The organism is Streptomyces sp. NPDC046977 (assembly GCF_040644455.1).
GTDB lineage: Bacteria > Actinomycetota > Actinomycetes > Streptomycetales > Streptomycetaceae > Actinacidiphila.
In genome coordinates, this window is sequence record NZ_JBEYWO010000002.1 from 108,431 (window position 1) to 131,317 (window position 22,887).

Sequence of the window (22,887 nt, forward strand, 5' to 3'; positions counted from 1 at the left end):
GCATCTTGGCGCCGGGTCGCCTGGTGTACCAGGCGAAGAAGTCCCGGATGAGCGCAGAGCGGTCAGTGGGGGGCTCGCTCCGGGCGGCAGCCTCGCCCGCGGCTTCCCACAGTTCAGGGGGGATGCGAACGGGCTTTGCGGGGGTCTTAGGCATGTCCACATGGTAGCCGCGTGTATCTACACAGGGGAAGGCCGTGAGGGTGCGAGTGTAGATACAGCAATCTCGGAGAACCCCTTGCGCGGCACTGGCCAGGTGTCTAGCGTGTAGATACACAGAGGGCCCCGGAACTGGGGAATCTGTTGATCTGCCCTGGCCTGAGCGGCCCCGCCTGGTGCTGGAACACTGAGCGGGGCCTAGGCCGAACCCCCTTCGGAGCAGGGAGAACGACCATGAGCACAACCGTAGGCGACGCCGGAGCCCCCCGCAGGGTCATTGCCATCGTGGATGACAGTCCCGTGGAGATCGAGTGCCCCGCCTGGTGCGTGATTGACCACGAGTCCGATTCCCTGGTGGATCTCGCCGACGTGCACCACAACGGCCCTGAGATCTCCGTCTCCATCCCGACCGGCACCGGTCCTCGCAGGGTGCTCACCGCCTGGATGTCGGCTTGGCCGTATGGGCTCGACCTGGACGGCACCGCTGCCGGCATGACCACTGCTGGCCTGGCTGTTGACGATCCGGCTGCCAGCACTGGCGAGTGCGAGAACCTGAGCGCGGCCCAGCTCACGGCATTCGCAGACCAGTTGTCGGCTCACGTCGACCAGCTCCGCCGTCTGGCGGAGCAGCTGTCCGCCGCCAACGGCGGCGCCTGGTAGGCCGATCCGTCCGCAGTACGCGGGAACGCCCCCCACCCAGCAGGGTGAGGGGCGTCTTCGCTGTTCTGGCGCGGCAAGCCTCCTGGGCGCCTCAGAGGCGCCTGTGGGGGCCAGTTGGCCCGATGGTGCCGCCTATGGCAGTCATCGCACGAGAAGGGCGTACACGGTCCTTCCTGAGTGCTGTGCGGGGTTGCGTCCCGCCTTGCTCTATATCCCCTGCGCCCCGCTGCCCCGTAGGGGCACCAGTAAGCCCGGCGGTCCTGCCGGCTCTGCCGGGCCATGGGGCGACGGAGCAGGGCGCCTGCTCCCGGCATGAAAAGGGCGAGGCCTAATGGCCGGAGGTGCGTGGTGCACACACCGACCCGGGGGTGTTAAACCCGGGCCGCATGGGATGGGATGGTCTTCGCCCGGGAATGCGCCAGAAACTCCCCAGCAAGGAGGCTGGGGTGCCCGTAGGGCACCGCGGAGGCATTGGCCAACGCTCCCCGGCGTGCCAGAAAGAGCCCAGGTCCGAACCGGTGTGGCCGTAATCCGAAACCCCCCAGGACAGACCCCCAGGACTCCCCAGGGGCACCCCAGTCGTCAGGGTTCAGCGAGGCCGGCGGTAGCCGGCTCGGACCGGGTCTGCCGCCCCTTTGGGGCGTTGCTGGGCATCTGCCCGGCCATCGGCCGGAGCGCCCCTCTGGATTGGCCAGCGCCAGCTGGCGCGGAGGTCCGGTCGTTTCGGTGTGGAGCCGAGCCGGGAAGCGGTTCCACCTGCGATCCGACCGGGATCGCGCTCCTGGTCCGCTGGGTAGCGGATCGTCTTCTTCCGAATGATTCTCGGGATGTCCTGGCAGGCCAGAGGCCTGCTCCGAGGTTCGGATGCCCCCCCCGGGGGGCGCCCCGATCTGGGGGCGCTCGGGATTCGGCCGCTCCAGTCTGTGTCTGGGTGGCGAGGTGGTGGCGGGGAGTCGCCTGCGGCAGCGGCTTCACGCCTAGGGGGCGTGCTGTAAATGTGCTTGCCTCGTGAAGGATTTGTGGTCGTTCTTGGGATGCGCCGTAAAAAATTCGGCCTACTGGCCCGAAGGGCGCACAAAATGCGAGAGAAGGCGGCTGAAGCCGCTCAGATGTCTACCCCTGATCAGGCCTTTTCCGCATCGTGGAAGTTCTCGGAGGTTTGTGATCAACAGGCTTCATCCAGAGGGATGGAGCCTGTTTCCTCATGGCGGACCCTGTGGGCTGACCCGGGCCCTACGATCCCGAGCATGACCGACAGGCCACGCCGCAGCCTCCTGATAGCCGCCGTTCTCGGAGGCCTGATGGGCTCCGCTTTGACCCTGGCCGGGGCGATGCTGGTAATGCCCCGCCCTGAGAGCATGCCGGGGCCCGCCGGCCCACGGGGAGCGCAGGGACTGCCCGGTACCCCGGGCCTGAGGGGCGCTGACGGGCAGGCAGCCACAGACGCGCAGATGCAGCGTCTTGTGCGTGACAGCTTCCTGGGAAGCTACGTGATCAAGGGGCCGTCCTGCCCTGCCGGCTCCAGCGACAGCAGACTGCTCCAGATCCCGGACAGTGAGTCCCGGGTCGGGGAGACCTTGACGCTCTGCTACTTCGGCCCGTAGTGCAGGCCGCGCGCCCCGAAGGAGTCGCCCTTCACCGGGCGACCGCGGCGCAGGAACCAGCGGATCTTTCGCCAGATCTTCATGATCGGCCTCTCCTTGCTGCATCGGGTTGAGGTTCGTCTCAACCATGCCGTTGACCCGGTGACGGGGGTCCACTAGGGGGCTGGCTGTCACTCGGGCGGTGGGGTGTCGCCGGTATCTGGTGGAATTCCAGTGGCCTACCAACGAGTACCGCGTTAGCAGTCACGGGTAGGCAACAAAAGCGTTTCTCGATTGCTCGCCTTGCTACCGTGCCACGGCCGGATGACGCGGGCATCGCTGCGGGGGAGGATGCATGGGGGGAAGGCAAGTACTTCTAGAGGGAGGCCCGACGGTGAACACTCACGTGGACATCTCGCTTCGGGGTCCTCACGCAGGGATGGACGCGGACGACTCCCTTGGTGCCATCTCTGCCCTGCTCAGGGTGGTCGCTGAGCTGGAGCGGATGGAAGTTCAGAAGGGCGCGCGCGCCCGGATGACCCGGTGGACGTTCAAATCACTCAGCCTCGGCAGTCTCACCACCACTCTGGAGCCCCTGAAGGTCGCCAAGGACTCCAGCTTCACCATCGTGGATCGCGTCCTTGCCCAGATGGTGAACGGTTTCGCAGTGGCAGAGGCAACGGAGGAACTCCCTCCGAGTTGGACTCCTCGGGTGGCGTACTTCGCGGCTGACGCGGCCCGGCGCCTGGGAGCGTCCCCCGACGTCGGTATGCGCCTTGCGCTTGGGGGTGCAGAGCCCGTAGAGGTTGAGGTGACGCAGCGGGCGCATCAGAACCTGACGCGGGCAATGAAGGCCCGGTACACGTCGTTCGGGTCGCGAAGGGGTCACCTTGGGGGGCTGTTCGACAGCACCCACGGGCACATTCGTGCGGTACTGCGCTCAGAGGTCGGTAACGAGCGGATCCCGCTGGAGTGCCCTGAGGCGCTGCGCGAAGACCTGCGTCACGCCTGGGGCGGTGACCGCGTTGAGGTATCGGGACGAATCAGTGAGAACGCTCGGGGGCAGGTAGTGCGCATAGACGTGCAGGAAGTGGAAGTCCTCTCAACGCAATGCGCTCTGTCTGCGAGGGATCTGACCGCGGGATTCTGGCCTGACATGACTGACGGCCTCAGCGCCCGGGATCACCTGGCGGTGATCCGTGGTGAGGCCTGAGCGTCCCAAGAGCGTCTACCTTGACGCCTGCTGCTACATCGACTGGGCTACCGGGCAGTACTCGGGGACCAGCGTAGAAACGTGGCTGCGCGCGGCGAGGGCCGAGCAGTTGCAGATCTACGCTTCCACCCTGCTGCTTGCCGAGGCGCGCGGGGGATCCCGGGCCGAGCCCAATCCGGCCGCGGAGCGCCAGATTCGCAACCTGCTGTCCGAGCCCTACGTGACCCTGGTCGATGTGAGCCGGCGCGTTGGCCTGCTGGCCCGGGACCTCATCGTGGACTACCCGAAGGTGCGGAACTGGGATGCGGTGCACATGGCGTCGGCTGTGGCTGCCAGGGCGGATGTCTTCCTGACGCGGAACGTCAACGACTTCACGCCGGGAATGGTGCACCGCGGCGTATGGGTCGATGAACCGTACGAGTTCGGTGGCGAGGGGTTGTTCCTCCTCCCCGGCCTTGGCGAGGGGACCGAGGAAACGGCCTAGCCGAAGCGGAGCCAGAGTGCCCCACGGTCCGCCGGGACTGTGGGGCACTTCTTTGTCCGGGGATGCTTTTTTCTGCGCTGCGGTCATGCGTCTGGCTTGGGCAGCTCGCTCACGAACGTACCCAGGCCGGGGTGCATCACAGCCAGGTCGGCAGCGCGCAGCTCCTGAAGGACACGCCGCGCGGTGACGGCTCCGATCCCCCACTCGGAAGCGATGTCCAGCATCCCCGGCAGGCGCGAGCCTGGCGGGTACGTGCCGTTCGCGATGCGCTCTTCCATCACGTCGTACACCTGCCGCCACCTGGGGATCTCTGGCTTCCAGTCCATCCCAACAGGATGGGTCCGGTATGCCTGCTCGGCTAGATGATCACTATGGGTCTGCTCATCACCCCTATCAGACCCATCAGACCTGTTCTACGCTGGGCAGAAGAGAGCCCCGCAGCCGCTGACACGGCCCGGGGCACGGTCGACCGGAGAGGGGCCGACATGGCTCACGGTACCGTTCAGCACAGTCCGCGCGTAGCTGCTGGGCTAACGCTTCTTGAGGGCCGCGCACAGCGCGCCCACCGCCTCTACCTTGAGCACTCGCAGGCCTGCGACGACTGCGGCCACGGGGCGACCCGCTGCACCGTCGCGACCGGGCTGTGGGTCGTCTTCACCGAGGCCCGGGACGGCGAACGGTGACCGCCGGCAAGAGCGGCATGCCGCAGTCCTGCGCGCGCTGCGGGAAGACCGACACCGAGACCGTGCCGTTCATGGTGGAGACGGGCTCCGGCCCAGGCGGCATGGGCGTCGTCTGCGCCGACGCTGCCGCCTGCGTGAGCCGCGCCCCCGCCCCGCGCTGGACCGCGCCAAGGTGAGACTCCGTCCGCCTCCGACGGCGAAGTTTTACGGGAGGCAGACGGCAACGCCCCCGCCGCACGACTGCGGCGGGGGCGACTTGTGGTCCCTCGTCTCAGGCCGTTCAGTCCCGGAAGGTCGGGCTGAACCAAAGTTCCACTTCGGGCTGGAAGTCGAGAACGACGCTGTTGCCCGCCTGGAGGACACCATCCAGGGTGACCTTCACGATGGTGGGCCGGATCTCGATGAATGCGATGCGTCCGTGGAGGGCGATGCCGTCATTGGTCTCGTAGGAAAAGGCCTCGCCAACGAGGGTGTCGTTCAGGTCTCGGGCCTTTATGGCCTTCGCGTTCGGGTCCACAATCATCGGCCGTTCCTCCTGTGCAGTGGCTGGCGTAAGGCCACAGAGGCTAAGCCGTCACGCCGACACTGTGCGGGGGAATGGCCTATCCCCCGCCAGGGCTGCGACCGGGCGGGGAGGCAAAGCGGATGTCCAGCAGCTTCCGCCCTGGCTTCGGGTACGGGGCGCAGGCGTGCCACGTGACACGGGCGCGGGTGTTGCTGACGTCAGTGACGCAGCCCATCTCCTTGCAACTGTGCTGCGGCGTCTTGGTCACGACAGCTCCTCTCGGGACCCAAGACGCTAGCCCCGGCCAGAGTCGTTGGTGATGGAATCGCCATATCTGTCACTCGCGCGGCGCCAAGCGTTGTTAAGGCGTCGGCCCCAGCGAAGCCGCCGCCCCGTGCCGCAACAGCGACGACAGGGCTCCCCGGTCTTCCTGCCAGTTGGCGTCCTGCCGGTGGCGGAGCAGCGAGAACAGGTCCGGAACGGTTGCAGCACGCACAGTGCCGTGTACCCGACGGCCCACGAGAGTACGGCCAGGACGACGAGCGCCATAACGAATCCTCCTTCATCAGTTCCACGTTCGTAGGCCTGACCTGCAACTTTTCAGTCCGGCGGGCGGTTTGCCCGGCCGGTTGAGCTGCGGAGTGTGTGAGCCGCGAGGCTCCGCCAGATCCTCGTCAGGTCGAAGTGACCTGGAAGAGGGCTGGCCTATGGCCGATTCGGATGACGGGGATGAGCAGTCGATACGCGACCATCCCGAGGGGATGGAGCATGTCCATCTCTCCATGGAGGGCCCAGGCATCTCCCGGGCCGCTCACGAGGAACTGCTTCACATCCTGTTCGGCCCCCGCCCGGAGGAGCCGTCGCCCGGCGCCCAGGGGGGCGAGGATGAGTGACGGCCACTTGACCCAGGAGCAGATCAACGCCTGGGTGGACAGGCAGATGGCCGCAGCTCCCGTACGGGACGACGCCTGGCGGCGCCGGATGACCGACATCATCGCCGATGGCCTTGCGCGTTCACGTAAGGCGGCAGAAGACCACGAGGGGAAGGACTCGACGGCGCCTGAGGACTAGCGCTCCGAACCGCAGCCCGTACCCGTCCTTGAGCGTGGGCGGGGGCTGTTGGGGGAGGGCTTGCTAGACGCTAGTCGCCTGGTCAGCCGTCGGATTGCCCGCTAGCGGGGGTGCTAGACCTAGCAGCGAGGACCGCTAGGTCTAGCGCTCCTACTCGGTCAGGCTGCGGCCCGGTCGGCGTCGCGGCGGGCGACGGCCGCGGCCACATCGGAGCGGAGGATGCCCCGACGGTTCCGGCCCTCGCCGGCATCGTCGGTGCCCCAGACCTGATCCGTGGTGACGCCCCACGGCTTCAGGGCTGAGGTGACCTGGGCGCTGGACCACTCGCCGTAGACGTCGGCTCGCAGTTCGGCCAGGCGCGAAGCAATGCGTTCGCACCACGCCTTGTCTTCGTCGGGCGGGAGCACCTTGAGGACGTCGCCGAGCACGTCCATGCCGGTGCGTGCCTCTGGCTGCTCGCCAACCGCGTGGCCCGTGATGTTGCCGTACTCCTCCCGCATCACCCGGGCCCTGGTCACGATGCCCTCAGCAGCAGGGGCATCGACGTAGGAGCCGCAGACAATGCGGGGGTCGTCGCCTTCGCCGACCATCCAGCAGATGCCCCGGTCGGATCGGGCGAACATGGTCGCCCTGATCCCCGCCTTGTACATGGACTGCCCCAGGACCATGTCATTCGCCAGCTGGCTGATGACCTTGAGGCAGAACCGCAGGACGGCGTTGTCACTGATGCCCTTGGGCAGGGACTTCGCGTCCGGGCGCTGCGTCCCGAACATGCCCACGATGCCCAGCGCCGGCCCGCGCTTCACGATGTCCGTACAGATGGATTCGATCTCGGCACCGTACTTCTCGTGCTCGAATCCGACCTGGCACTCATCCATGCCGACCACGATGGGATGCAGGCCAAGGGACTTGTCGTCCGCCAAGACGGGGGTGACCTTGTTCTCCGGGCACCGGGAGCGCGGCAGAGTCTTGATGACCTTGGCGCGGCGGCGCAGCTCCTCCTTCAGCTCCCGGAGGGACATGAGGACGTACAGCACGTCCCCCTCTTCCTCACCGGCCCGGTACCGGTGGCAGACCGACTCAAGGGCGCTGAAGTCGCCGGTGCCCTTGAAGTCGAATGCGTACAGGTGGGCCCGGGGGTCCAGAGCGGCGATGAGCAGGAACAGCCGCATGAGGAAGGTCTTGCCCATGCGGGGGATGGAGCCGACCACGACGGAGGCGAACATCAGCGTCACGGACACCCAGCGCATGCGCTGGTCGTTGCCGAAGATCACGGGCTTGAAGAGGTCCACCTGCCCCTCTGCGAGCAGGGGCCAAGTCGGCTTCTTGGTCTCGTTCATGGGCTTGTCCCCGACCCAGAGGACCATGCGTCCTTCGTGCTCCTCGGGGTCGCCAGCAGGCCAGACGCAGCCCAGCTTCCTGCGAAGCCCGGACGCCAGGGCCTGGCGTTGCTCCATCACGTCTTCGGGAACCACGCCGTAGGGAAGGTCCAGGTCGGCCCGGTAGCCGGGTCCATCCCGGGTGATCTCCGAGGTGAACCGCATGCCGTCCATGTCCCCGCCCTTCTTCAGGGCGGCAGAGATGCGCTGGTTGCCGATGGCGTTGAGTCCTCGCAGCACGATGGAGCTGGTCAGCTTCTCCACCTCCGTGCGCAGCACGGCTGGCCCGATGACTGGTGCATCCTGCGCCTGGCCGGCGTAGCCCAGTCCCAGCACGGATACCGCCGCGGCGGAGTACAGCCAGGCGTCTCCCAGGATGTAGAGGGTGATGGCCGCGGCAGCGCCCAGCACCAGTGCAACCAGGGCGAGAGAGCCGCGGAGACGAACCCGGTCTGCGCGGAGCCTGGCGAGACGCATGTATTCGTCGGCGTCCTCGGTCCGCACGGCCCAGTCCCTCAGGGGCGCGGCTTCTCGGTCCCAGACCCATCGCCCGGTGCTGGACGTCAGGCGCATGGCCCCGCGGGGGGCCATCGCTGTCAGTCGCGCCATGTAATAGGGGACACGGATGCCGTGATAGATCGTGGCGTAGCCCAGGCGGGAGCCGGTGTGGCACGTGGTGGCGAGGAAGCCAGTGCGGGTGGTCATCCAGCCCGGGACGATCGGGCGTCGCTTCTCGTTGAAGACGCCCGTGCTTGCCAGTCCCGGCGGGTCCACGGGCCGTGGCTGCTGATTCTGAGGAACGTCCGGTCCGGCTGAGTCCGGCGTGTCCGCCGGGCGTGCTTCCGGTCCGTCCAGGATGTCAGTCATCCTGAGATCTCCTGCTCTCTTGGGAGGTGCGGGGAACCCAGGGCGGCCGGTTCGCCGGCCAGCTGCTCGGCCGCCCTGGCGCTACTTGCTTCGGACGTCGTTCCAGATGTGGCGCAGCACGATGACGCAGATCGTCAGAGCCACAACCGAGATGGCCACCGCGACAGCGGACAGGGCGAAGGCCAGGAGCAGGAGAGAGCTGCCGGTGCCGATCGCGAGCCACTTCATGACCTGCCCGGCTACGGGCTGGCGGTGGTGTGCCGGTTGGTAGCACCCGCAGTCGTGCCGGTGTCCGTGCTCAGGGAGGTTCATGCGCTGACCCCGTCTACGATTTCCCGTCGAAGCGCAGCGGCGTCACGGCGCGACAGGCCGAGTTCGGAACGCAGGGTGTCCACGGTCACCGGGCGCCGGGTTGACTTGACCGCCTCCCGATTGAGTCGCCGTGCCTGTCGTCGCAGGTCGGCGGGGGTAACCGTCACGGGTTCGGCGACCATCTGACGGGTGCTCTCTGCGGCCACGGACTTGGTCACCTGGCGGCGCAGATCTGCGGCTCGGTGGGTGTCCCATACGGGGGTGTTGCCGGGCAGCGTCGTGACCAGCGGCCTGGGAGCCGCCATGACTTCGCGGACATCGGCGAAGTGGTCGGCCAAGGTGGCAGTTAGTTCTTGCGCATCTGGAGTCGGGCTGACCAGCGGCAGTTCCGGTACGGAACCACCGAACATGCTTGCCAGAGCGGCGTCAGCGCCTTCGCGAAGACGGTCGCGCTGTACCTGCACCAGGTTCGCGCCCAATTCGGCATCGCCTACACCCACGCGCTTTGCCAGGCGCCAAGCGGCCTTCTGCGACCGCTTCCGTGCGCCCTTGTCCGGGTGGTTCGCGGCGCGGGCCTGGTGGTAGGCGAGGCGCTGCACAGTCTCGGCGTTACGGCGCTGCGCCTCGGCGTCCACGCCGGTGCGGTGGACGACGATCCGCCGGGCGAGCAGGCCCAGGCCCTCAGCGGAGACGGTCATCGCCATGGGGGTGACGGCGAAGACGACTGCCTCAGTGGTCGTCTGGGCGACCGCGGCCCCGGTGCCGGCGGCCAGCATGGGCAGCACCCACAGGCCCATACGGACCGGGGCGGGGACGGACTGGCCGAGCATGACCAGGCCGACCGCGACCAGTGCCAGAACGAGCGTGGTGCCTTCACCGGCCGCGACCACGCCCAGCGCGGTGGCGGAGCGGTGGAAGACGGACGTGATGTTGGCGTAGGTGCCGACGCCTCCGAGGGCGCCGAACGCGATCATCGGGATGGCGGCGCAGGTGAGGACAGCGATCTGCCCCCTGGTCAGCTTGTTGCTGGTCATCGGGTCCACCTCCGGGTGGCGCGGGCGAGGCGAGGGTACGCAGCGAGGCCAGCGATGAACGCCCAGATCGCCGGCTGGGCGGCGACCAGGCCAAGGGCCGCGGTGAGCACGCCCGGGGCGAGCAGCCACAGCAGCGCTAGGACGGCGCCTGCGATGAAGGACTTCATGGCGCGCTCACCTCGCCGGGGGACTGGGGCCGCCACACCTGATACGTCACGGGGGTGGCATCGGTGTGCCGCTGAATGAGCGCGGCATCGCGGTCCAGGCCGCCTGCCGGCACGGTCAGGATGCCGTCCAGCATGGACAGCACGTGGGTGGCGCGGCGTTCCATCAGACGCTGGTAACTCTCCACGTCGGCGGGCTCGATGCTGGGCAGCGGGATGTCCAGGGCGTCGCGTATGGCCTGAAGGAGGGCGCGCGCGTCGGAGGGAATGGAGCTGGGCGTGTGCGGGTGCACGGTACGGTCCTGCATGGGTCTGGCTCCCTTGATCAGAAAGGGTTTCCGGATCAGGGCGCCGTTCGGTGGGTGAGATCACTGAACGGCGCTGCTTTGTCCACAGGTTGTGGACAGGGGAGCCGGGAGGGGACCGCCCAAGCGGTCGGAGAGGTGTGAGCCCGAAGTGAGCCCGGACGCCTTTGGACGGACACTCATCGGGAGGCACTGAGCGGCATGCATACCCGCTCTGACCTGGATAAATGAGCCCGACGCGGATCATGCGTCACCGTCCGGCACGGACTCATCGCGACTTTTAATCCATTGGTTGTGGGTTCGAGTCCCACACGGCCTACCTCCGGGGCCCAGGCACATCCGCCTGGGCCCCCAGGTGTTCCAGCGGTCGACGCCCGTGAAGGCACTGCCAGTTGCGGCCCGGCCAGGACGACTGTGTCTCAGGTCACGCACGGGTCCCGGACATGGCGGCCCCGTGGCAGTCACGGCTTCGCCGTTCGGGCACCGGCTCGTCCGCAGCGGCGGCGGGCCGGCGGAGACGGAGGACGACGGCTGGTCCCGCGGCGGACGGCTCCGGGGTGCGGGCCCACCTCGTTCGACTTACGTTCGAAAGGTCGGGTCGTGCGGGACGCACCCAGCACCCCAGCACGCAAACCTCGGAAGATGGGAAATCCCATGGACCCCAAGGATCTGCACGTGGGCGACAAGGTCGCGATCAGCGGCTTCGGCAGCTTCGCATCAGGAAAGATCGAACGGGTTCCGCAGTCCGGAGCCAAGAAGTTCATGATCTCCGACCCGAAGACGAAGAAGGTCGAGCAGGTCGACGCCGAGCAGATCGTCCGGAAGCTGGACTGACGGCAAAGGCCCCCACCGCCCGTCAGGGATCGGAGGGGGCCGATGCCCGCCGGTGAGGCCGGCGGGCGGGGTCAGGAGGCGTAGCGCGTCACCTCGGTCACCCGGCACGTCACCTTCCCCGTGGCCTCGGCCGTGCCCTGCGCTTCCTCCTTGGCCGTCTGGCCCGGGCGCAGGTTGTTCGTCGCGGCGTAGCCCTCGCTGATCCGCGTGCCCTTCGCGTCGACGAACTCGACCTCCACCATGTAGTTCGACGTCTTCGAACTGCGGTTGGTGATCGTGAGCTTCGCGCTCGGCCACGTGGTGTAGGGCTCGATCTCGCACGCGGTGAGCGTCACGTCGCCCGTCGGGCCCGCTGCTTCTGCTTCCGCTTCCGCTTCCGTGACGCCGTCCTCGGCCTTCATCGCGGGTGCGTCGCCCGAGGCCCTGCTCGCCCCCGGCTTGGGATCGTCATCGCTGCCGCCCCCGCTCGCCGCGACCGCGACGATCCCGAAGAGGACGAACAGCAGCACGATGCCGAGGCACCCGAATCCGACGATCTTCCCCGCGCCGGACTTCCGGGGTGCCGGCGGCGGAGCGGCCCATCCCGGCTGCGGCGGTCCCGACGGCGGCGGGTACTGAGGCTGCGACATGGCGTCCCCCTGGGTCGTGGTGCGTGTGTGGGCAAAACTCGCAGAGCGGTGCATGCAGTGGCATGTCACCACGAACTCCGTGACGCGGCCGTGACCGTATGGGGACGGATCACATATTGTCGGGCGTACGAGGGCAGTTCACGCCGGACGACCGGGCCGCGCCGCGTGGGCGGGGCCCGGGTTCCGTAACGGACGGGGCGTGTGCGCCGGAGTGGAGCGCGCCCGTATCGTTGGGCCACCGCGAGCGCCGCCGCGCGGCTCGTCCCGCCACGCTTGCGCTGCCGACGCCCATCGCACTTGCCAGGAAACCGGACCTCATATGACCGCACCCTCCTTGCACAGCTCCGCCGACCTCGCCTCCCTCAGCCCCGAACTCCGGGACGACCTGCGCGGGTACGCGGACCTCGGCGGCTTCACGCTGACCGCCGCCACCCACGCCTGGTACGCCGCCGCGGAGACCATCGGCGGCCCCGAGGAGGCACGCGCCGCCTCCACCGTGCTCACGGAACTGCGCGTCCGTGACCTGCCCGCCGTCGTCAGGGCCGCGGACCGCATCGGCGAGGGCACGGACTTCGACGCCCCCGGCACCGTGGAGGAGACCGAACGGATCGTCGCGCTGCTGCTGCGCGTACGGTCCACCCTGCGGACGCTGAGCCCCGAGGCGTACGGGCTGTCCGACGACGAACTCCACGAACTGATCGCCGCCACCGCGAACGGCGCCTGGCGGCGCGAACGCGGCCTCAAGCTGTCCTGGCTGCGCCGCCGCGCCCCCGGCAAGCGAGCCCGCGCCCTCGCCTCCGGACGGGCCCGGCGCGACGCCCTCCACGCCGCGCTGACCGCGACCTCCGCCGACCGCGCCGCATGGGCCGCCCTCCAGGTCCCCGGCCGCCCGGCCCTCCCCGCCGACGCGGACTTCCTCGACGAAGGCGCCCGCGCATCGCAGGCCGCCGTCGAGGGCCTGGGCGAACTCGGCCGCCTCCTGCGGTCCGAGAGCGACCTCAAGACGCTCCCCTTCGCCGAACTGACCGAACTCCTCGAGCGCCTCTCCGCCGACGAGGGCACCCTCTTCCGCCTCCCCACGCTCCGTACCGCCCGGGACCGCCTCACGGAGGCCGGCCTCACCGACGTTGTCGCGGAACTCACGGAGCGCCGCACCGACTCCGCCGCCCTTACGGCCCTCCTGGGCGACACCGCGACCGCCGGCACGGCGCCCGTCCCCGCGCCCCGGGTGCCGGCGGACGCCGCCGCGGCGCCGGAGGATGCGCCCGAGGCCGCCGTTGAGCGGGACGCCGTGGCCGAGGTTGAGCCCGTCGTCGAGCCCGAGGTTGTGGCCGAGCGCGAGCGCGAGCGCGAGCCCGAGCCCGAGGCGGAGGTTGTGGTCCTGGCCGAGGCTGAGCCCGTCGTCCCGGCCGAGGTCGTGGTCCCGGCGGTCGAGGTGGAGCGGGAGGTTGTGGAGGCGTCTGTCTCTGAGCCGGAGTCCGTGACTTCTGTGGAGTCCGAGTCGGCGGCGGTTTCCGAGCCGGGAGCCGTGGTGGAGCCCGAGGTTGTGGCCCCGGTGGAAGCTGAGGTCGCGGTTGACGCGCAGCCTGAGACCCCGGCAGCGGTTGTGGCCGAGCCCGAGGCGGAGGCTGTGGTCCCGGCCGAGGTTGAGCCCGTCGTCCCGGCCGAGGTCGTGGTCCCGGCGGTCGAGGTGGAGCCGGAGGTTGTGGAGGCGTCTGTCTCTGAGCCGCAGTCCGTGACCTCTGTGGAGCCCGAGGCGGAGCCGGAGGTTCCTGAGCCGGAGACCAAGGTCGAGCCGGAGGCCGAGGAGGCTTCCCTCTCCGAGCCGGAGTCCGACACGGTGGCGGCGGTTTCCGAGCCGGGAGCCGTGGTGGAGCCCGAGGTTGTGGCCCCGGTGGAAGCTGAGGTCGCGGTTGACGCGCAGCCCGAGACCCCGGCAGCGGTCGCGCCCGAGCCCGAGGCCGTGACCCAGCCGGAGCCGGAGGCCGACGCGCAGCCCGAGCAGCCGGTGGCGGAAGTCCCGGAGCCCGAGGCGCAAGCCGAGGAGGCGGACGGCCAGGAGCGGCCGGCGAGGCCGGCGATCGAGGCGGGGAAGGCCGTGACGGCGTACGCGCCCGAGGAGTTGGCCGCGCTTGTGCGGTGGATCGACACGGACGGCGTCAAGCGGACGGACGACGAGCTGCTCCGGGCGGCGATGAAGGAGCTCGGGTTCGCCCGGCTCGGGCCGCGCATCAAGGAGGCGCTGGGCGCGGCGGTCGCCGCGGCGCGGGCCTGACCGCAGCACGAGGGCGGGTCTCGGGCGGCGCGGGCCGCACCACCGTGGGGGCACTTTCCGGCCAGGGAAAGGGCCCCCACGGGCGTTTTCCGGACGGGTCGCGCGCGAAGAGTGCGCCTGTGTCGTACACGCGTTTGCGGGATGTACGTTCGTTTCCCGACGGGGCAGAGCCGAGGACCGCGGGAAGCAGCGCGCCCCGACGCGCGCGGGGGGACCCATGAACACATACCGCCGTGGGCTGCCGTGGCGCCGGAAGGCGGCGGGTCCGCGGCGGCTGAAGGCCGCGCGCCGCTTGGCGTCCCGTTTGCGCCCGGCGTATCCGCGTCCCGGGCGGAAGGGGATCCGCCGCTGGACGCCCTCGTGGCGGCAGGTCCTGGGGCTGGTGCTCTTCGGCCTGGCAGGGATCTGCACCGTGGTGGGCGTGGCCTACGCGGCCACCGACATCCCGGAGCGCCTCAACGACTTCGCCACCCAGCAGGACAACGTCTACTACTGGGCCGACGGGTCCGAGATGGCGAGGACCGGTCCGGTCAACCGTCAGGACATGCCGCTGGACAGGATCCCGGAGAAGGTCCAGTGGGCGGTCCTGTCGGCGGAGAACGCCACCTTCTACAGCGACTCCGGTGTCTCGATGAGCGGCATCGGCCGCGCCGCGCTGAACATGGCGGGCGGTGGTGACACGCAGGGCGGCTCCACGATCACCCAGCAGTACGTGAAGAACGCCTATCTCAACCAGAACCAGACCTTCACCCGCAAGTTCTCCGAGGCCTTCATCGCGATCAAGCTCGACAAGAAGATGAGCAAGCCGGAGATCCTCCAGCGGTATCTGAACACCAGCTGGTTCGGTCGCGGCGCCTACGGTATCGAGCGGGCCTCCTGGGCGTACTACGGCAAGGACGCCTCCGAACTGACGCCGAGCGAGGGTGCGTTCATCGCCTCCCTGCTCAAGGGGGCGGGCCTGTACGACCCGGCGCTGAGCAGGGCCAACCACAAGCGGGCCGTGGCGCGGTGGGGCTGGATCCTGGACCGGATGGTGGAGACGGGCCATCTGTCGAAGCGCGAACGCGACTCCTACCGCACCTTCCCCGAGCCGCACGAGCCGCCCAGGTCGGCCGGCCTGGACGGGCAGACCGGCTATCTCGTGGACACCGCGCGGGCGTACGTCAGCGCCCACTCGCCGATCTCGGACCAGGCGTTCGACCTCGGCGGCTACCAGGTCCACACCACCTTCGAGAAGCCGAGGGTGACCGCGCTGGCGGCCGCGGTGAAGAAGGAGCTGACGGGCGTCCCGGGTGCGCTGCAGGTGCGGGCGGGGGCGGCCTCGGTGAGCACCGGCGGGCGCATCGTCGCGCTGTACGGGGGGCCGGGCTACCTGGAGCAGGGTTTCAACGACGCCAACATCGCCATCGTCCCTTCGGGGACGACCTTCATGCCCTTCGTGCTGGCCTCGGGCATGGAGAACGGCGTCCTGAAGCAGCGCGGCGAGGACCGCGTGCCGGTCGACGGCTCGACTCTCTACGACGGCGACGACAAGGTGGCGATCCGCACTCCGGAGGGACCCTACTGGGACCGGGGCGGACGGGTGGTGAAGGGCAGCAATGACGGGGGGCGTTCCTGGGGGCTGATTTCCCTGCGGGACGCGCTGGCCAACTCCGTCAACACCCCCTTCATGCAGCTCGGCATGGACGTGGGGCTGGACCGGGTGACGGCGACCGCGATCCGTGCGGGCATGCTGGGCAGCAGCATGGGGGCGCGGGTGCCGGCGTTCTCGCTGGGCAACTCCACGCCGAGCCCGATCCGGATGGCGAGCGCGTACGGGACCTTCGCCGACGGCGGTGTCCACGTCGAGCCGTTCTCCGTGGACCGGATCAACCGGCACGGCTCGGTGGTCTTCCGGCAGGAGGGGAAGGGTACGCGCGCGCTGGCGGCGAGGACCGCGGCCACGGTGACCGAAGGGCTGCGCGACTCGGTCGACCACGGGGCGGGGCATGCCGCGGCGGCGGCCGGCCCGGACGCCGCGGGGAAGCCGGGCGTCGCGGAGGACGAGTGGATCGGTGGCCCGGTCGCCTCCTGGTTCGCGGGCTACCGCGGTGAGGTGTCGACGGCGGTGGCCTTCTTCCGGGTGGACCCCGAGAAGCAGGAGCTGGTCGTGCTGAAGGGCCCGGGGGTCTCCCGGATCAGCCCGGCGCGGGTGTGGACGCGGGTCATGTCCGGCCAGGGGTGAGCCGGGGCGGGGGCGGGGCCGGCCTGTTCGGCGGTGGCGCCGCGCGTCACTTGAGGTAGGTCGTCCAGTCCGGTGCCTGGGCGGGGTCGAGGAGCCGGAGTTTGTCCAGCACCTCGGGGTCCTGGGCGTCCAGCCAGTCCGCGAGTTCCTTGAAGGAGACACAGCGCACGTCCTTGCGGACGCAGACGTCGCGCATGACGTCCTCCACGGCCTTCATGTACACCCGGCCGTTCCACGTCTCGAAGTGGTTGCCTATGAACAGCGGGGCGCGGCTGCCGTTGTAGACGCGCTGGAAGCCGTTGAGGTAGCCCTGGCGGGTCTTGCGTTCCCACTGGGGGTACAGGGCGGGGTCGCCCTCGGTGCTGTCGCCGGATTGGTTGGCGAGGAAGTTGAAGTCCATGGACAGCACCTGGAAGTCGCTGTCGGCGTAGGGCACCAGCTGCAACGGGAAGTCCCAGATGCCGTTCTTCTTCACGGGCCATATCTGGAAGTCGCCGGGGGAGCTGGCGTCGTACCGCCAGCCGAAGTCCTTCGCGGCCTTCAGCAGGTTCTTCTGGCCCTCCAGGCAGGGGGCGCGGCCGCCGGCCAGGTCCTTGGCGTAGTCGAAGGGGAGCGGGGGGATGTCCTTGAAACCGGTGTTGGTCTTCCAGCGCTCCACGAAGAAGTAGGCCTGCCTGATCTCGCTCTTCCACTCCGCGACACTCCAGTCGCCGCCCCCCTTGGCGCCGCAGAAGTGCCCGTTGAAGTGGGTGCCGATCTCGTCGCCGTCCTCCCAGGCGCCGCGCAGCTGCTCCAGGGTCTGCCTGATGTGCTCGTCGGTGGGGAAGGAGATGGCGGCGCTGCCGACGCCGTGCTGCGGGGGGTGGTACAGCGACCGCTTCGACTCCGGCACCAGGTAGATGCCGGTGAGGAAGAAGCTCATGTGGGCGTGCGTGTCCTGGGCCACCTTCCGGAAGTGGGAGAAGAGGTGGTCCTGGTTCTGCAGGGCGCCGTCCCAGGAGAAGACGACGAACTGCGGCGGCTTCTCGCCGGGTTTGAGTTTCTCGGGTACGAGCTGGCCGGGCTGCGGGCCGGTGTAGGCGGTGGAGCCGTCACCGATGACCCGGGTCCTGCCGTCCCAGCGCTCCGCGGTCCTCCCGGCGCGGGCCGTGGTGCCGTGGGTCGTGGGGTACTCCGTCGCGCCGTCGGGCGGTGCGCCGCCGGCGGTGTCCGGCGCGTGGCCCACCCCGGAGAGCGCGAGCAGCAGGGCGGCGACGGCCCCCACAGCAGTGAGCGCGGCTGTGACGCGTCCGGTTCTCACCATGCCAGCACGACCGCCTCACACCCCGAACGTACGCTCGCAAGAGCCTTACGCCTTACTGACTACGAGTAGTGCTTGTGAGGTTGCGTCACACGCGTCACCTTCTGCGCTTCTGCTACTGGCGGACGCAGAACGGCCGGGTCATGCCCGCGCGGCGGCCCGCTCCCGCCGGTGAGCCCGTCATAGGGGGCGACTTCCAGATTTCACCTGAACTCTCTTGTCGTGCCCGTTTCTACGCGCGTAACTTGAGCCGGTCCGCTGTGCGTTGGTCCGAATCCGACGGGCCGACGGCCGTTGAAGGAGAAACCTCGTGCCGATCGCAAGACCGAGCCGATCCCGCAGCCGAACCGCGGCATTCGCTCTCATATCGACGGGAATCGCCACTTCCGTCGCCCTGACCGGACTGCCTGCCGCCCACGCTGCCCCGTCCTCGTCCGCTGTTGTCGCCGAGGTGTACGGCGGTGGCGGCAACTCGGGCGCGACGCTGACGAACGACTTCGTCGAGCTCGCGAACGCCGGTACGGCCCCGTACAACCTCTCCGGTTACAGCGTGCAGTACCTGCCCGGTTCGCCGTCCGCCTCCTCCAAGTGGGGCGTGACGCCGCTGACCGGGTCCATCGCCCCCGGCGGCCGCTTCCTGGTCACCGAGGCCGCCGGCACCGGCGGCACGACCGCCCTCCCGGCCGCCGACGCCAGCGGCAACATCGCGATGAGCGGCACCACGGGCACCATCGCCCTGGTCTCCGGCACCACCCCGCTGACCTGCCTCACCGCCGCGGACTGCGCCGCCGACACGCGCATCGTGGACGTGGTCGGCTACGGCACCGCCACCGTCCGCGAGGGCAGTCCGGTCGCCGGCGCGAGCAACACCGCCTCCGTGTCGCGTGCTTCCTCGCTGGCCGACACCGACAACAACGCGGCCGACCTGACCGCCGGCAACCCGAGCCCGGTCAACAGCGCGGGCCAGACCCCGGGCGGCCCCGGCGGCGACCCGGGCGACCCCGGTGACGGCGGCCCGACGCAGCCCGGCACCACCCGGATCCACGACATCCAGGGCACTACCCGGGTCTCCCCGCTCAAGAACCAGACCGTCACGGGCGTGCCCGGCATCGTCACCGGCGTGCGCACCACCGGTTCCAAGGGCTACTGGATCCAGGACCCGGACGTGGATGCGGACCCGCGCACCAGCGAGGCCGTGTTCGTCTACACCGGCTCGGCCAACCCGACCGTCGCGGTCGGCGACAAGGTGCTGGTGACCGGCAAGGTCTCCGAGTACTACCCGGGCACCGGCACGCAGTCGCTCACCGAGATCACCGGGCCGAACGCCACCGTGCTGTCGAGCGGCAACACCCTGCCCGCCGCGGTCCGTCTCGACCAGACCGCCGTCCCGGACACCTACGGTCCGGACGCCGCCGGCGGCAGCATCGAGAACCTGCCGCTCCAGCCGAACGCCTACGCCCTGGACTTCTACGAGGCCCACGAGGGCGAGCTCGCCCGCTTCACCGGCGGCCGGGTCGTCGGCGGCACGAACGAGTACGGCGAGGTGTGGCTCACGCTGAAGCCGAACGAGAACCCCTCCGAGCGCGGTGGCACCGTCTACGGCTCGTACGCGCAGCCCAACACCGGCCGTATCAAGGTGATGTCGCTGAACAGCGGCGCCCCGGTGCCGGCCGCGAACGTCGGCGACAAGTTCACCGGCGACACCGCGGGCCCCATCGACTACGACAGCTTCGGCGGCTACAACGTCCAGGCCACCACCGTGGGCAGCCGGGTCGACATGGGCCTGAAGCGCGAGGTCACCCGCAAGCAGAAGGACGCCGAGCTCGCGGTCGCCACGTACAACGTGGAGAACCTCGACCCGTCCGACCCGGCCGACAAGTTCGCGCGGCTCGCCGAGGGCGTTGTCACCAACCTGTCCTCGCCCGACATCGTGGCCCTGGAGGAGATCCAGGACAACAACGGCGCGGTCGACGACGGCACCGTGGCCGCGGACCGGACCGTGAGCAAGTTCATCGACGCGATCGTCGCCGCCGGCGGCCCGCGCTACGACTGGCGCTCGGTCGACCCGACGAACGACACCGACGGCGGCGAGCCCGGCGGCAACATCCGCCAGGTCTTCCTGTTCAACCCCGACCGCGTGGTGTTCAAGGACCGTCCGGGCGGCGACGCCGGCACCGCGGTCGCGCCCGTCGCGACCAAGAAGGGCGTCCGGCTGTCGGTCTCGCCGGGGCGGATCGACCCGGCCGGCTCGGCGTGGGGCAGCAGCCGCAAGCCGCTGGTCGGCGAGTTCGAGTTCAACGACAAGCAGGTCATCGTCGTCGCGAACCACTTCAACTCCAAGGGCGGCGACGAGCCCCTGCACGCCAAGAACCAGCAGCCGAACCGTTCCTCCGAGGCGCAGCGCAAGCAGCAGGCCACCGAGGTCAACACCTTCGTGAAGTCGCTGCTGGACGTCGACAAGAACGCCCGCGTCGTGGTCCTCGGCGACCTCAACGACTACGAGTTCTCCGACGCCCTGTCCACGCTGACCTCGGGCGGGGTGCTGACCGACCTGCTCACCACCCTCCCCGCGGAGCAGCGCTACACCTACGTGTACGAGGGCAACTCCCAGTCCCTCGACCACATCCTGCTCAGCCCGGACCTGCGTCGCTACGACTACGACGTCGTGCACATCAACGCCGAGTTCGCCGACCAGGCCAGCGACCACGACCCGCAGATCGTCCGCATGCGCCTGAGCGGCGCCCAGGCCGACGACTGACGGTCGCGTCAGCACGCGGAAGGGGGGCGGTGCCGGCGGGCACCGCCCCCCTTCCGCGTGTCAGCGGTGGTCGCGCTCGTGGTGCGGGACGCCGTTCCTGAGCGCCTCGTCGCCCGTCCAGGTGGCCAGCAGCTGCAGCGCGGCCTCGGAGGACGAGCCGGGCTCGGCGGTGTGGATGCACATGGACTGGTCGGCGTCGGCGGGGAAGACCACGTTCTCGTAGGCGAGCGTCAGGTCTCCCACGACCGGGTGGTGGTAGTGCTGGACGCCGTGGGTCCGTTCCCGGACGCCCTGGTCGGCCCACCAGTCGCGGAACTCCGGGCTCTTTATGGTCAGTTCGCCGACCAGCTCGGTCAGGCCCGGGTCGTCGGGGTACCGCGCGGCCTGCGCGCGCAGGGCGCCCACGAGTTCGGCGGCGTAGGCCGCCCACTGCCGGTACAGGTCCCGCGCGGCCTCGTCGAGGAACAGGTAGCGCGCCAGGTTGCGGTCCCGGTGCGGGAGCGCGTCGAAGTCGGTGATCAAGGCGCGGGCCAGCCGGTTGGAGGCCAGTACGTCGCCGTGCCGGCCCAGCACGAGGGCCGGGGAACGGCCGTCCAGCAGATCGAGCACGCGGTGCACCTCGGGCCGGACCCGCTGCGGCCGGTGGGGCGGGCGGCGGCGGGCGGCCTGCCGCGGCCGCGCCAGCTCGAAGAGGCTGGCCCGTTCGTTCGCGTCCAGGCGCAGGGCACGGGCCACGGCGTCCAGCACCGCGTCGGAGACATTGTGCTGCCGGCCCTGCTCCAAACGGGTGTACGAGTCGGTGCTCACGCCCGCGAGCCGAGCCAGCTCCTCCCGCCGCAGCCCCGGCACCCTGCGCGCCGTGCCGCTGACCGCCACCCCCGCATCCTGAGGGCTCAGCCGCGCCCTGCGGGTCCGCAGGAACTCCCTGAGCTCGGCGTTGTGCTCCATGTCCTCCAGTATGGGCGGCCGGTCATGCACGCGCCCGGCCCCGCGTCCCGGCCCAGGTCGGGGGCGCGAGAGGGGTTTCGGAACGGGACCGGGCGGCGCATCCCGGGAGACGGGCCGGACGTGGGCTAGACGCCCTCCTCCAGATGGCGGAGGCGTTCCTGGAAGTGGTCGAGGCGGGCACGCAGGGCCGCGGCCTCCGCGGCGAGCTCCTGCCGCAACGGCGGGCCGTCGGCGGGGAGCGGGGCCTCACCGGTGACGTTGACGCCGGGGCCCGCGAGCCGGCCGAAGTCCGCCGGGTCCAGCACCCACAGGCCCGCCGCGCAGGCGCGGCAGGTGCCCTGGAGGGTGCGCCAGCCGGGCAGGCCCGTGCCGTCGCGCACGAAGACGCGTGCCGGACGCCCGCAGCGGCAGGCCGCCATGCGGACGGTGCGCACCCGCTGCCGGGCGTAGCGCATGCCGCGTTCGTACCGGGTGTACGCGCCCAGCACGCTGACCTGGAGGATCACCGCGTCACCGCAGTCCGTGGCGCAGGTGAGCGCCTGCGCCTCGGCGGCCGTGTGGAGGCAGTAGAAGCCGCAGTCGCAGCCCCGGGCGGGGCTGGCGTGCCGTCTCCCGTAGCCGCACCGGGCGTCGTCGAGCACGCCGTACACGATGCGCCCACCGAGGGAGACGCCCCGGAAGCCGACGCGCGTGCCGTCCGCGGAGAGCATGGGGAACGCCAGCTTCCAGCCGGTCGGCGGCACCGCCGGCCGCTCCTCCGGCAAGCGGCGCCCGTACCTCACCGGGCCGCGGCCTCGGCGCTCTCGGGCTCCTGCGCGGCCGTGACATCCGCCGACGAGGCGGTCCGGGCCGTCACCTCTGCCGCGACGTCGATCTCCTTCGCGACACCGGGCGGCTCGTCGCCGGTCTCCTCCGCGTAGCCCTTGGCCAGTGCTTTGCCCAGCTTCATGCCAGCCTCCAAGATCGGGCGAATCCGCCGTACTCGGGCATGATGACGCACCCGCGCGGCCGTCGCATAGGGGGCGTGGGGGCTCCCCGCCGCCCGGGACCGGGCTCCGGCCGCGCGCCTTCCTCCGAGGGGCGGCCGCGGGCCTCAGTGGTCACGTCATTGACGGCACATCAGCGTCCGATGGCCTCTTATGGCTCGTCACGACGGCCGCTATGCCCCGGTTCTGCCACTTTTCGATGCCACGTCAGCCCCACGCATACGCAGCCGTTGCGTGTCAAGAGTGACGAGGGTCACGGCGCCGTCGTGTGACCCGTGGGACGCCCGGGGAATTTCGGCGCCGGGTCCGCGACCCCCGTCGCCGCACGCCCCGCGCCTCCGTGGCGGGCGCCGCGCTCCGCGAGGGCCCGAACAGCGGCCGTCCGCCCCACCGCTTTCCGGCCTCACGGGTGGCGTGAAGTGCACCGCAGGCCAGGAAGGCGCTCCGGCGCGGACGGTGCTCCGCGACCTCTCGGCGCCTTCCGGGGGCGGGTGTTGGGTGGCCGGGACCCGGGGCT

The 22,887-nt window shown here is 70.0% G+C and carries 22 protein-coding genes; 10 read left to right on the top strand and 12 right to left on the bottom strand.

Annotation, left to right across the window (positions count from 1 at the left end; all coding sequences use genetic code 11):
- Positions 1 to 390: 390 nt before the first annotated feature.
- The 3 genes from ABZ883_RS02975 (at position 391) to ABZ883_RS02985 (ending at position 4,096) form a co-directional block, all read left to right on the top strand.
- Positions 391 to 816, top strand: coding sequence for a hypothetical protein (locus ABZ883_RS02975; RefSeq protein ID WP_360900485.1), 426 nt, complete (start codon positions 391 to 393; stop codon positions 814 to 816).
- 1,977 nt (positions 817 to 2,793) lie between these two features.
- Complete coding sequence (locus ABZ883_RS02980; protein ID WP_360900488.1) at positions 2,794 to 3,612, top strand: hypothetical protein; 819 nt, start codon at positions 2,794 to 2,796, stop codon at positions 3,610 to 3,612.
- Positions 3,602 to 4,096, top strand: a complete 495-nt coding sequence (locus tag ABZ883_RS02985) for a PIN domain-containing protein (RefSeq protein WP_360900491.1) — start codon at positions 3,602 to 3,604, stop codon at positions 4,094 to 4,096. The genes ABZ883_RS02980 and ABZ883_RS02985 overlap by 11 nt, the downstream gene beginning before the upstream one ends.
- 83 nt (positions 4,097 to 4,179) lie before the next feature.
- Here the strand turns inward: ABZ883_RS02985 and ABZ883_RS02990 are convergent, their stop codons facing one another.
- A complete protein-coding gene (locus tag ABZ883_RS02990; protein WP_360900494.1) occupies positions 4,180 to 4,422 on the bottom strand; it encodes a winged helix-turn-helix domain-containing protein in 243 nt (80 codons plus the stop codon).
- A 159-nt stretch (positions 4,423 to 4,581) separates the two neighbouring features.
- Between ABZ883_RS02990 and ABZ883_RS02995 the strand changes: the two genes are divergently transcribed.
- Together ABZ883_RS02995 and ABZ883_RS03000 are read left to right on the top strand one after the other, a co-directional pair.
- The gene (locus tag ABZ883_RS02995; protein ID WP_360900497.1) at positions 4,582 to 4,779 is read left to right on the top strand and encodes a hypothetical protein; all 198 of its coding nucleotides are present in this window, start codon (positions 4,582 to 4,584) and stop codon (positions 4,777 to 4,779) included.
- Positions 4,776 to 4,955 (top strand): hypothetical protein, encoded by a 180-nt coding sequence (locus tag ABZ883_RS03000; protein WP_360900500.1) that lies wholly within the window; start codon positions 4,776 to 4,778, stop codon positions 4,953 to 4,955. Before ABZ883_RS02995 ends, ABZ883_RS03000 begins: the two co-directional genes overlap by 4 nt.
- A gap of 104 nt (positions 4,956 to 5,059) precedes the next feature.
- Here the strand turns inward: ABZ883_RS03000 and ABZ883_RS03005 are convergent, their stop codons facing one another.
- Positions 5,060 to 5,302, bottom strand: a complete 243-nt coding sequence (locus ABZ883_RS03005) for a hypothetical protein (protein WP_360900503.1) — start codon at positions 5,300 to 5,302, stop codon at positions 5,060 to 5,062.
- Between the two features lie 882 nt (positions 5,303 to 6,184).
- Here ABZ883_RS03005 and ABZ883_RS03010 point away from each other — a divergent pair.
- Entirely contained in the window at positions 6,185 to 6,355 is a 171-nt protein-coding gene (locus ABZ883_RS03010) for a hypothetical protein (RefSeq protein ID WP_360900506.1), read from the top strand.
- 158 nt (positions 6,356 to 6,513) lie between these two features.
- On the opposite strand, the gene ABZ883_RS03015 is transcribed toward ABZ883_RS03010, so the two are convergent.
- From ABZ883_RS03015 to ABZ883_RS03035, 5 genes are all read right to left on the bottom strand, one after another.
- Complete coding sequence (locus ABZ883_RS03015; RefSeq protein WP_360900509.1) at positions 6,514 to 8,439, bottom strand: cell division protein FtsK; 1,926 nt, start codon at positions 8,437 to 8,439, stop codon at positions 6,514 to 6,516.
- 243 nt (positions 8,440 to 8,682) lie between these two features.
- Positions 8,683 to 8,829 carry a hypothetical protein gene (locus tag ABZ883_RS03020; RefSeq protein WP_360900512.1) on the bottom strand — a complete coding sequence of 49 codons (147 nt, stop codon included), beginning with the start codon at positions 8,827 to 8,829 and terminating at the stop codon, positions 8,683 to 8,685.
- A gap of 80 nt (positions 8,830 to 8,909) precedes the next feature.
- Positions 8,910 to 9,947 carry a conjugal transfer protein gene (locus ABZ883_RS03025; protein WP_360900515.1) on the bottom strand — a complete coding sequence of 346 codons (1,038 nt, stop codon included), beginning with the start codon at positions 9,945 to 9,947 and terminating at the stop codon, positions 8,910 to 8,912.
- Positions 9,944 to 10,114 (bottom strand): hypothetical protein, encoded by a 171-nt coding sequence (locus ABZ883_RS03030; protein ID WP_360900518.1) that lies wholly within the window; start codon positions 10,112 to 10,114, stop codon positions 9,944 to 9,946. The genes ABZ883_RS03025 and ABZ883_RS03030 overlap by 4 nt, the downstream gene beginning before the upstream one ends.
- A complete protein-coding gene (locus ABZ883_RS03035; RefSeq protein WP_360900521.1) occupies positions 10,111 to 10,419 on the bottom strand; it encodes a hypothetical protein in 309 nt (102 codons plus the stop codon). The genes ABZ883_RS03030 and ABZ883_RS03035 overlap by 4 nt, the downstream gene beginning before the upstream one ends.
- Positions 10,420 to 11,058: 639 nt before the next feature.
- On the opposite strand from ABZ883_RS03035, the gene ABZ883_RS03040 reads away from it, so the two are divergent.
- A complete protein-coding gene (locus ABZ883_RS03040) occupies positions 11,059 to 11,250 on the top strand; it encodes a hypothetical protein (protein ID WP_360900524.1) in 192 nt (63 codons plus the stop codon).
- A 71-nt stretch (positions 11,251 to 11,321) separates the two neighbouring features.
- Here ABZ883_RS03040 and ABZ883_RS03045 read toward each other — a convergent pair whose 3' ends face one another.
- The gene (locus ABZ883_RS03045; protein ID WP_360900527.1) at positions 11,322 to 11,879 is read right to left on the bottom strand and encodes an FxLYD domain-containing protein; all 558 of its coding nucleotides are present in this window, start codon (positions 11,877 to 11,879) and stop codon (positions 11,322 to 11,324) included.
- A gap of 319 nt (positions 11,880 to 12,198) precedes the next feature.
- Between ABZ883_RS03045 and ABZ883_RS03050 the strand changes: the two genes are divergently transcribed.
- Both ABZ883_RS03050 and ABZ883_RS03055 read left to right on the top strand, forming a co-directional pair.
- On the top strand, positions 12,199 to 14,154 hold the full coding sequence (locus ABZ883_RS03050) for a hypothetical protein (protein ID WP_360900530.1): 1,956 nt from the start codon (positions 12,199 to 12,201) through the stop codon (positions 14,152 to 14,154).
- A gap of 217 nt (positions 14,155 to 14,371) precedes the next feature.
- Positions 14,372 to 16,378, top strand: a complete 2,007-nt coding sequence (locus ABZ883_RS03055; protein ID WP_360900533.1) for a transglycosylase domain-containing protein — start codon at positions 14,372 to 14,374, stop codon at positions 16,376 to 16,378.
- A 46-nt stretch (positions 16,379 to 16,424) separates the two neighbouring features.
- Here ABZ883_RS03055 and ABZ883_RS03060 read toward each other — a convergent pair whose 3' ends face one another.
- Positions 16,425 to 17,681: a hypothetical protein gene (locus tag ABZ883_RS03060; protein WP_360900536.1), complete on the bottom strand. Its 1,257-nt coding sequence runs from the start codon at positions 17,679 to 17,681 to the stop codon at positions 16,425 to 16,427.
- Positions 17,682 to 17,988: 307 nt separating this feature from the next.
- Here ABZ883_RS03060 and ABZ883_RS03065 point away from each other — a divergent pair, with 307 nt between their 5' ends.
- Positions 17,989 to 20,436 carry an endonuclease/exonuclease/phosphatase family protein gene (locus ABZ883_RS03065; protein WP_360900539.1) on the top strand — a complete coding sequence of 816 codons (2,448 nt, stop codon included), beginning with the start codon at positions 17,989 to 17,991 and terminating at the stop codon, positions 20,434 to 20,436.
- A 60-nt stretch (positions 20,437 to 20,496) separates the two neighbouring features.
- Here ABZ883_RS03065 and ABZ883_RS03070 read toward each other — a convergent pair whose 3' ends face one another.
- The 3 genes from ABZ883_RS03070 to ABZ883_RS03080 all read right to left on the bottom strand — a co-directional run bounded on the left by ABZ883_RS03070 (position 20,497) and on the right by ABZ883_RS03080 (position 22,333).
- Positions 20,497 to 21,384 (bottom strand): helix-turn-helix transcriptional regulator, encoded by an 888-nt coding sequence (locus tag ABZ883_RS03070; protein WP_360900542.1) that lies wholly within the window; start codon positions 21,382 to 21,384, stop codon positions 20,497 to 20,499.
- Positions 21,385 to 21,509: 125 nt separating this feature from the next.
- Positions 21,510 to 22,127 (bottom strand): hypothetical protein, encoded by a 618-nt coding sequence (locus ABZ883_RS03075; RefSeq protein WP_360900545.1) that lies wholly within the window; start codon positions 22,125 to 22,127, stop codon positions 21,510 to 21,512.
- Positions 22,128 to 22,162: 35 nt separating this feature from the next.
- Positions 22,163 to 22,333 carry a hypothetical protein gene (locus ABZ883_RS03080; protein WP_360900548.1) on the bottom strand — a complete coding sequence of 57 codons (171 nt, stop codon included), beginning with the start codon at positions 22,331 to 22,333 and terminating at the stop codon, positions 22,163 to 22,165.
- Positions 22,334 to 22,887: the final 554 nt, after the last annotated feature.

Coding starts and splice junctions, on each gene's coding strand:
- ABZ883_RS02975 (WP_360900485.1), top strand. CDS start 391: ATGAGCACAACCGTAGGCGACGCCGGAGCCCCCCGCAGGGTCATTGCC.
- ABZ883_RS02990 (WP_360900494.1), bottom strand. CDS start 4,422: ATGGACTGGAAGCCAGAGATCCCCAGGTGGCGGCAGGTGTACGACGTG.
- ABZ883_RS02995 (WP_360900497.1), top strand. CDS start 4,582: ATGGCTCACGGTACCGTTCAGCACAGTCCGCGCGTAGCTGCTGGGCTA.
- ABZ883_RS03005 (WP_360900503.1), bottom strand. CDS start 5,302: ATGATTGTGGACCCGAACGCGAAGGCCATAAAGGCCCGAGACCTGAAC.
- ABZ883_RS03015 (WP_360900509.1), bottom strand. CDS start 8,439: ATGACCACCCGCACTGGCTTCCTCGCCACCACGTGCCACACCGGCTCC.
- ABZ883_RS03020 (WP_360900512.1), bottom strand. CDS start 8,829: ATGAAGTGGCTCGCGATCGGCACCGGCAGCTCTCTCCTGCTCCTGGCC.
- ABZ883_RS03025 (WP_360900515.1), bottom strand. CDS start 9,947: ATGACCAGCAACAAGCTGACCAGGGGGCAGATCGCTGTCCTCACCTGC.
- ABZ883_RS03030 (WP_360900518.1), bottom strand. CDS start 10,114: ATGAAGTCCTTCATCGCAGGCGCCGTCCTAGCGCTGCTGTGGCTGCTC.
- ABZ883_RS03035 (WP_360900521.1), bottom strand. CDS start 10,419: ATGCAGGACCGTACCGTGCACCCGCACACGCCCAGCTCCATTCCCTCC.
- ABZ883_RS03040 (WP_360900524.1), top strand. CDS start 11,059: ATGGGAAATCCCATGGACCCCAAGGATCTGCACGTGGGCGACAAGGTC.
- ABZ883_RS03045 (WP_360900527.1), bottom strand. CDS start 11,879: ATGTCGCAGCCTCAGTACCCGCCGCCGTCGGGACCGCCGCAGCCGGGA.
- ABZ883_RS03050 (WP_360900530.1), top strand. CDS start 12,199: ATGACCGCACCCTCCTTGCACAGCTCCGCCGACCTCGCCTCCCTCAGC.
- ABZ883_RS03055 (WP_360900533.1), top strand. CDS start 14,372: ATGAACACATACCGCCGTGGGCTGCCGTGGCGCCGGAAGGCGGCGGGT.
- ABZ883_RS03060 (WP_360900536.1), bottom strand. CDS start 17,681: ATGGTGAGAACCGGACGCGTCACAGCCGCGCTCACTGCTGTGGGGGCC.
- ABZ883_RS03070 (WP_360900542.1), bottom strand. CDS start 21,384: ATGGAGCACAACGCCGAGCTCAGGGAGTTCCTGCGGACCCGCAGGGCG.
- ABZ883_RS03080 (WP_360900548.1), bottom strand. CDS start 22,333: ATGAAGCTGGGCAAAGCACTGGCCAAGGGCTACGCGGAGGAGACCGGC.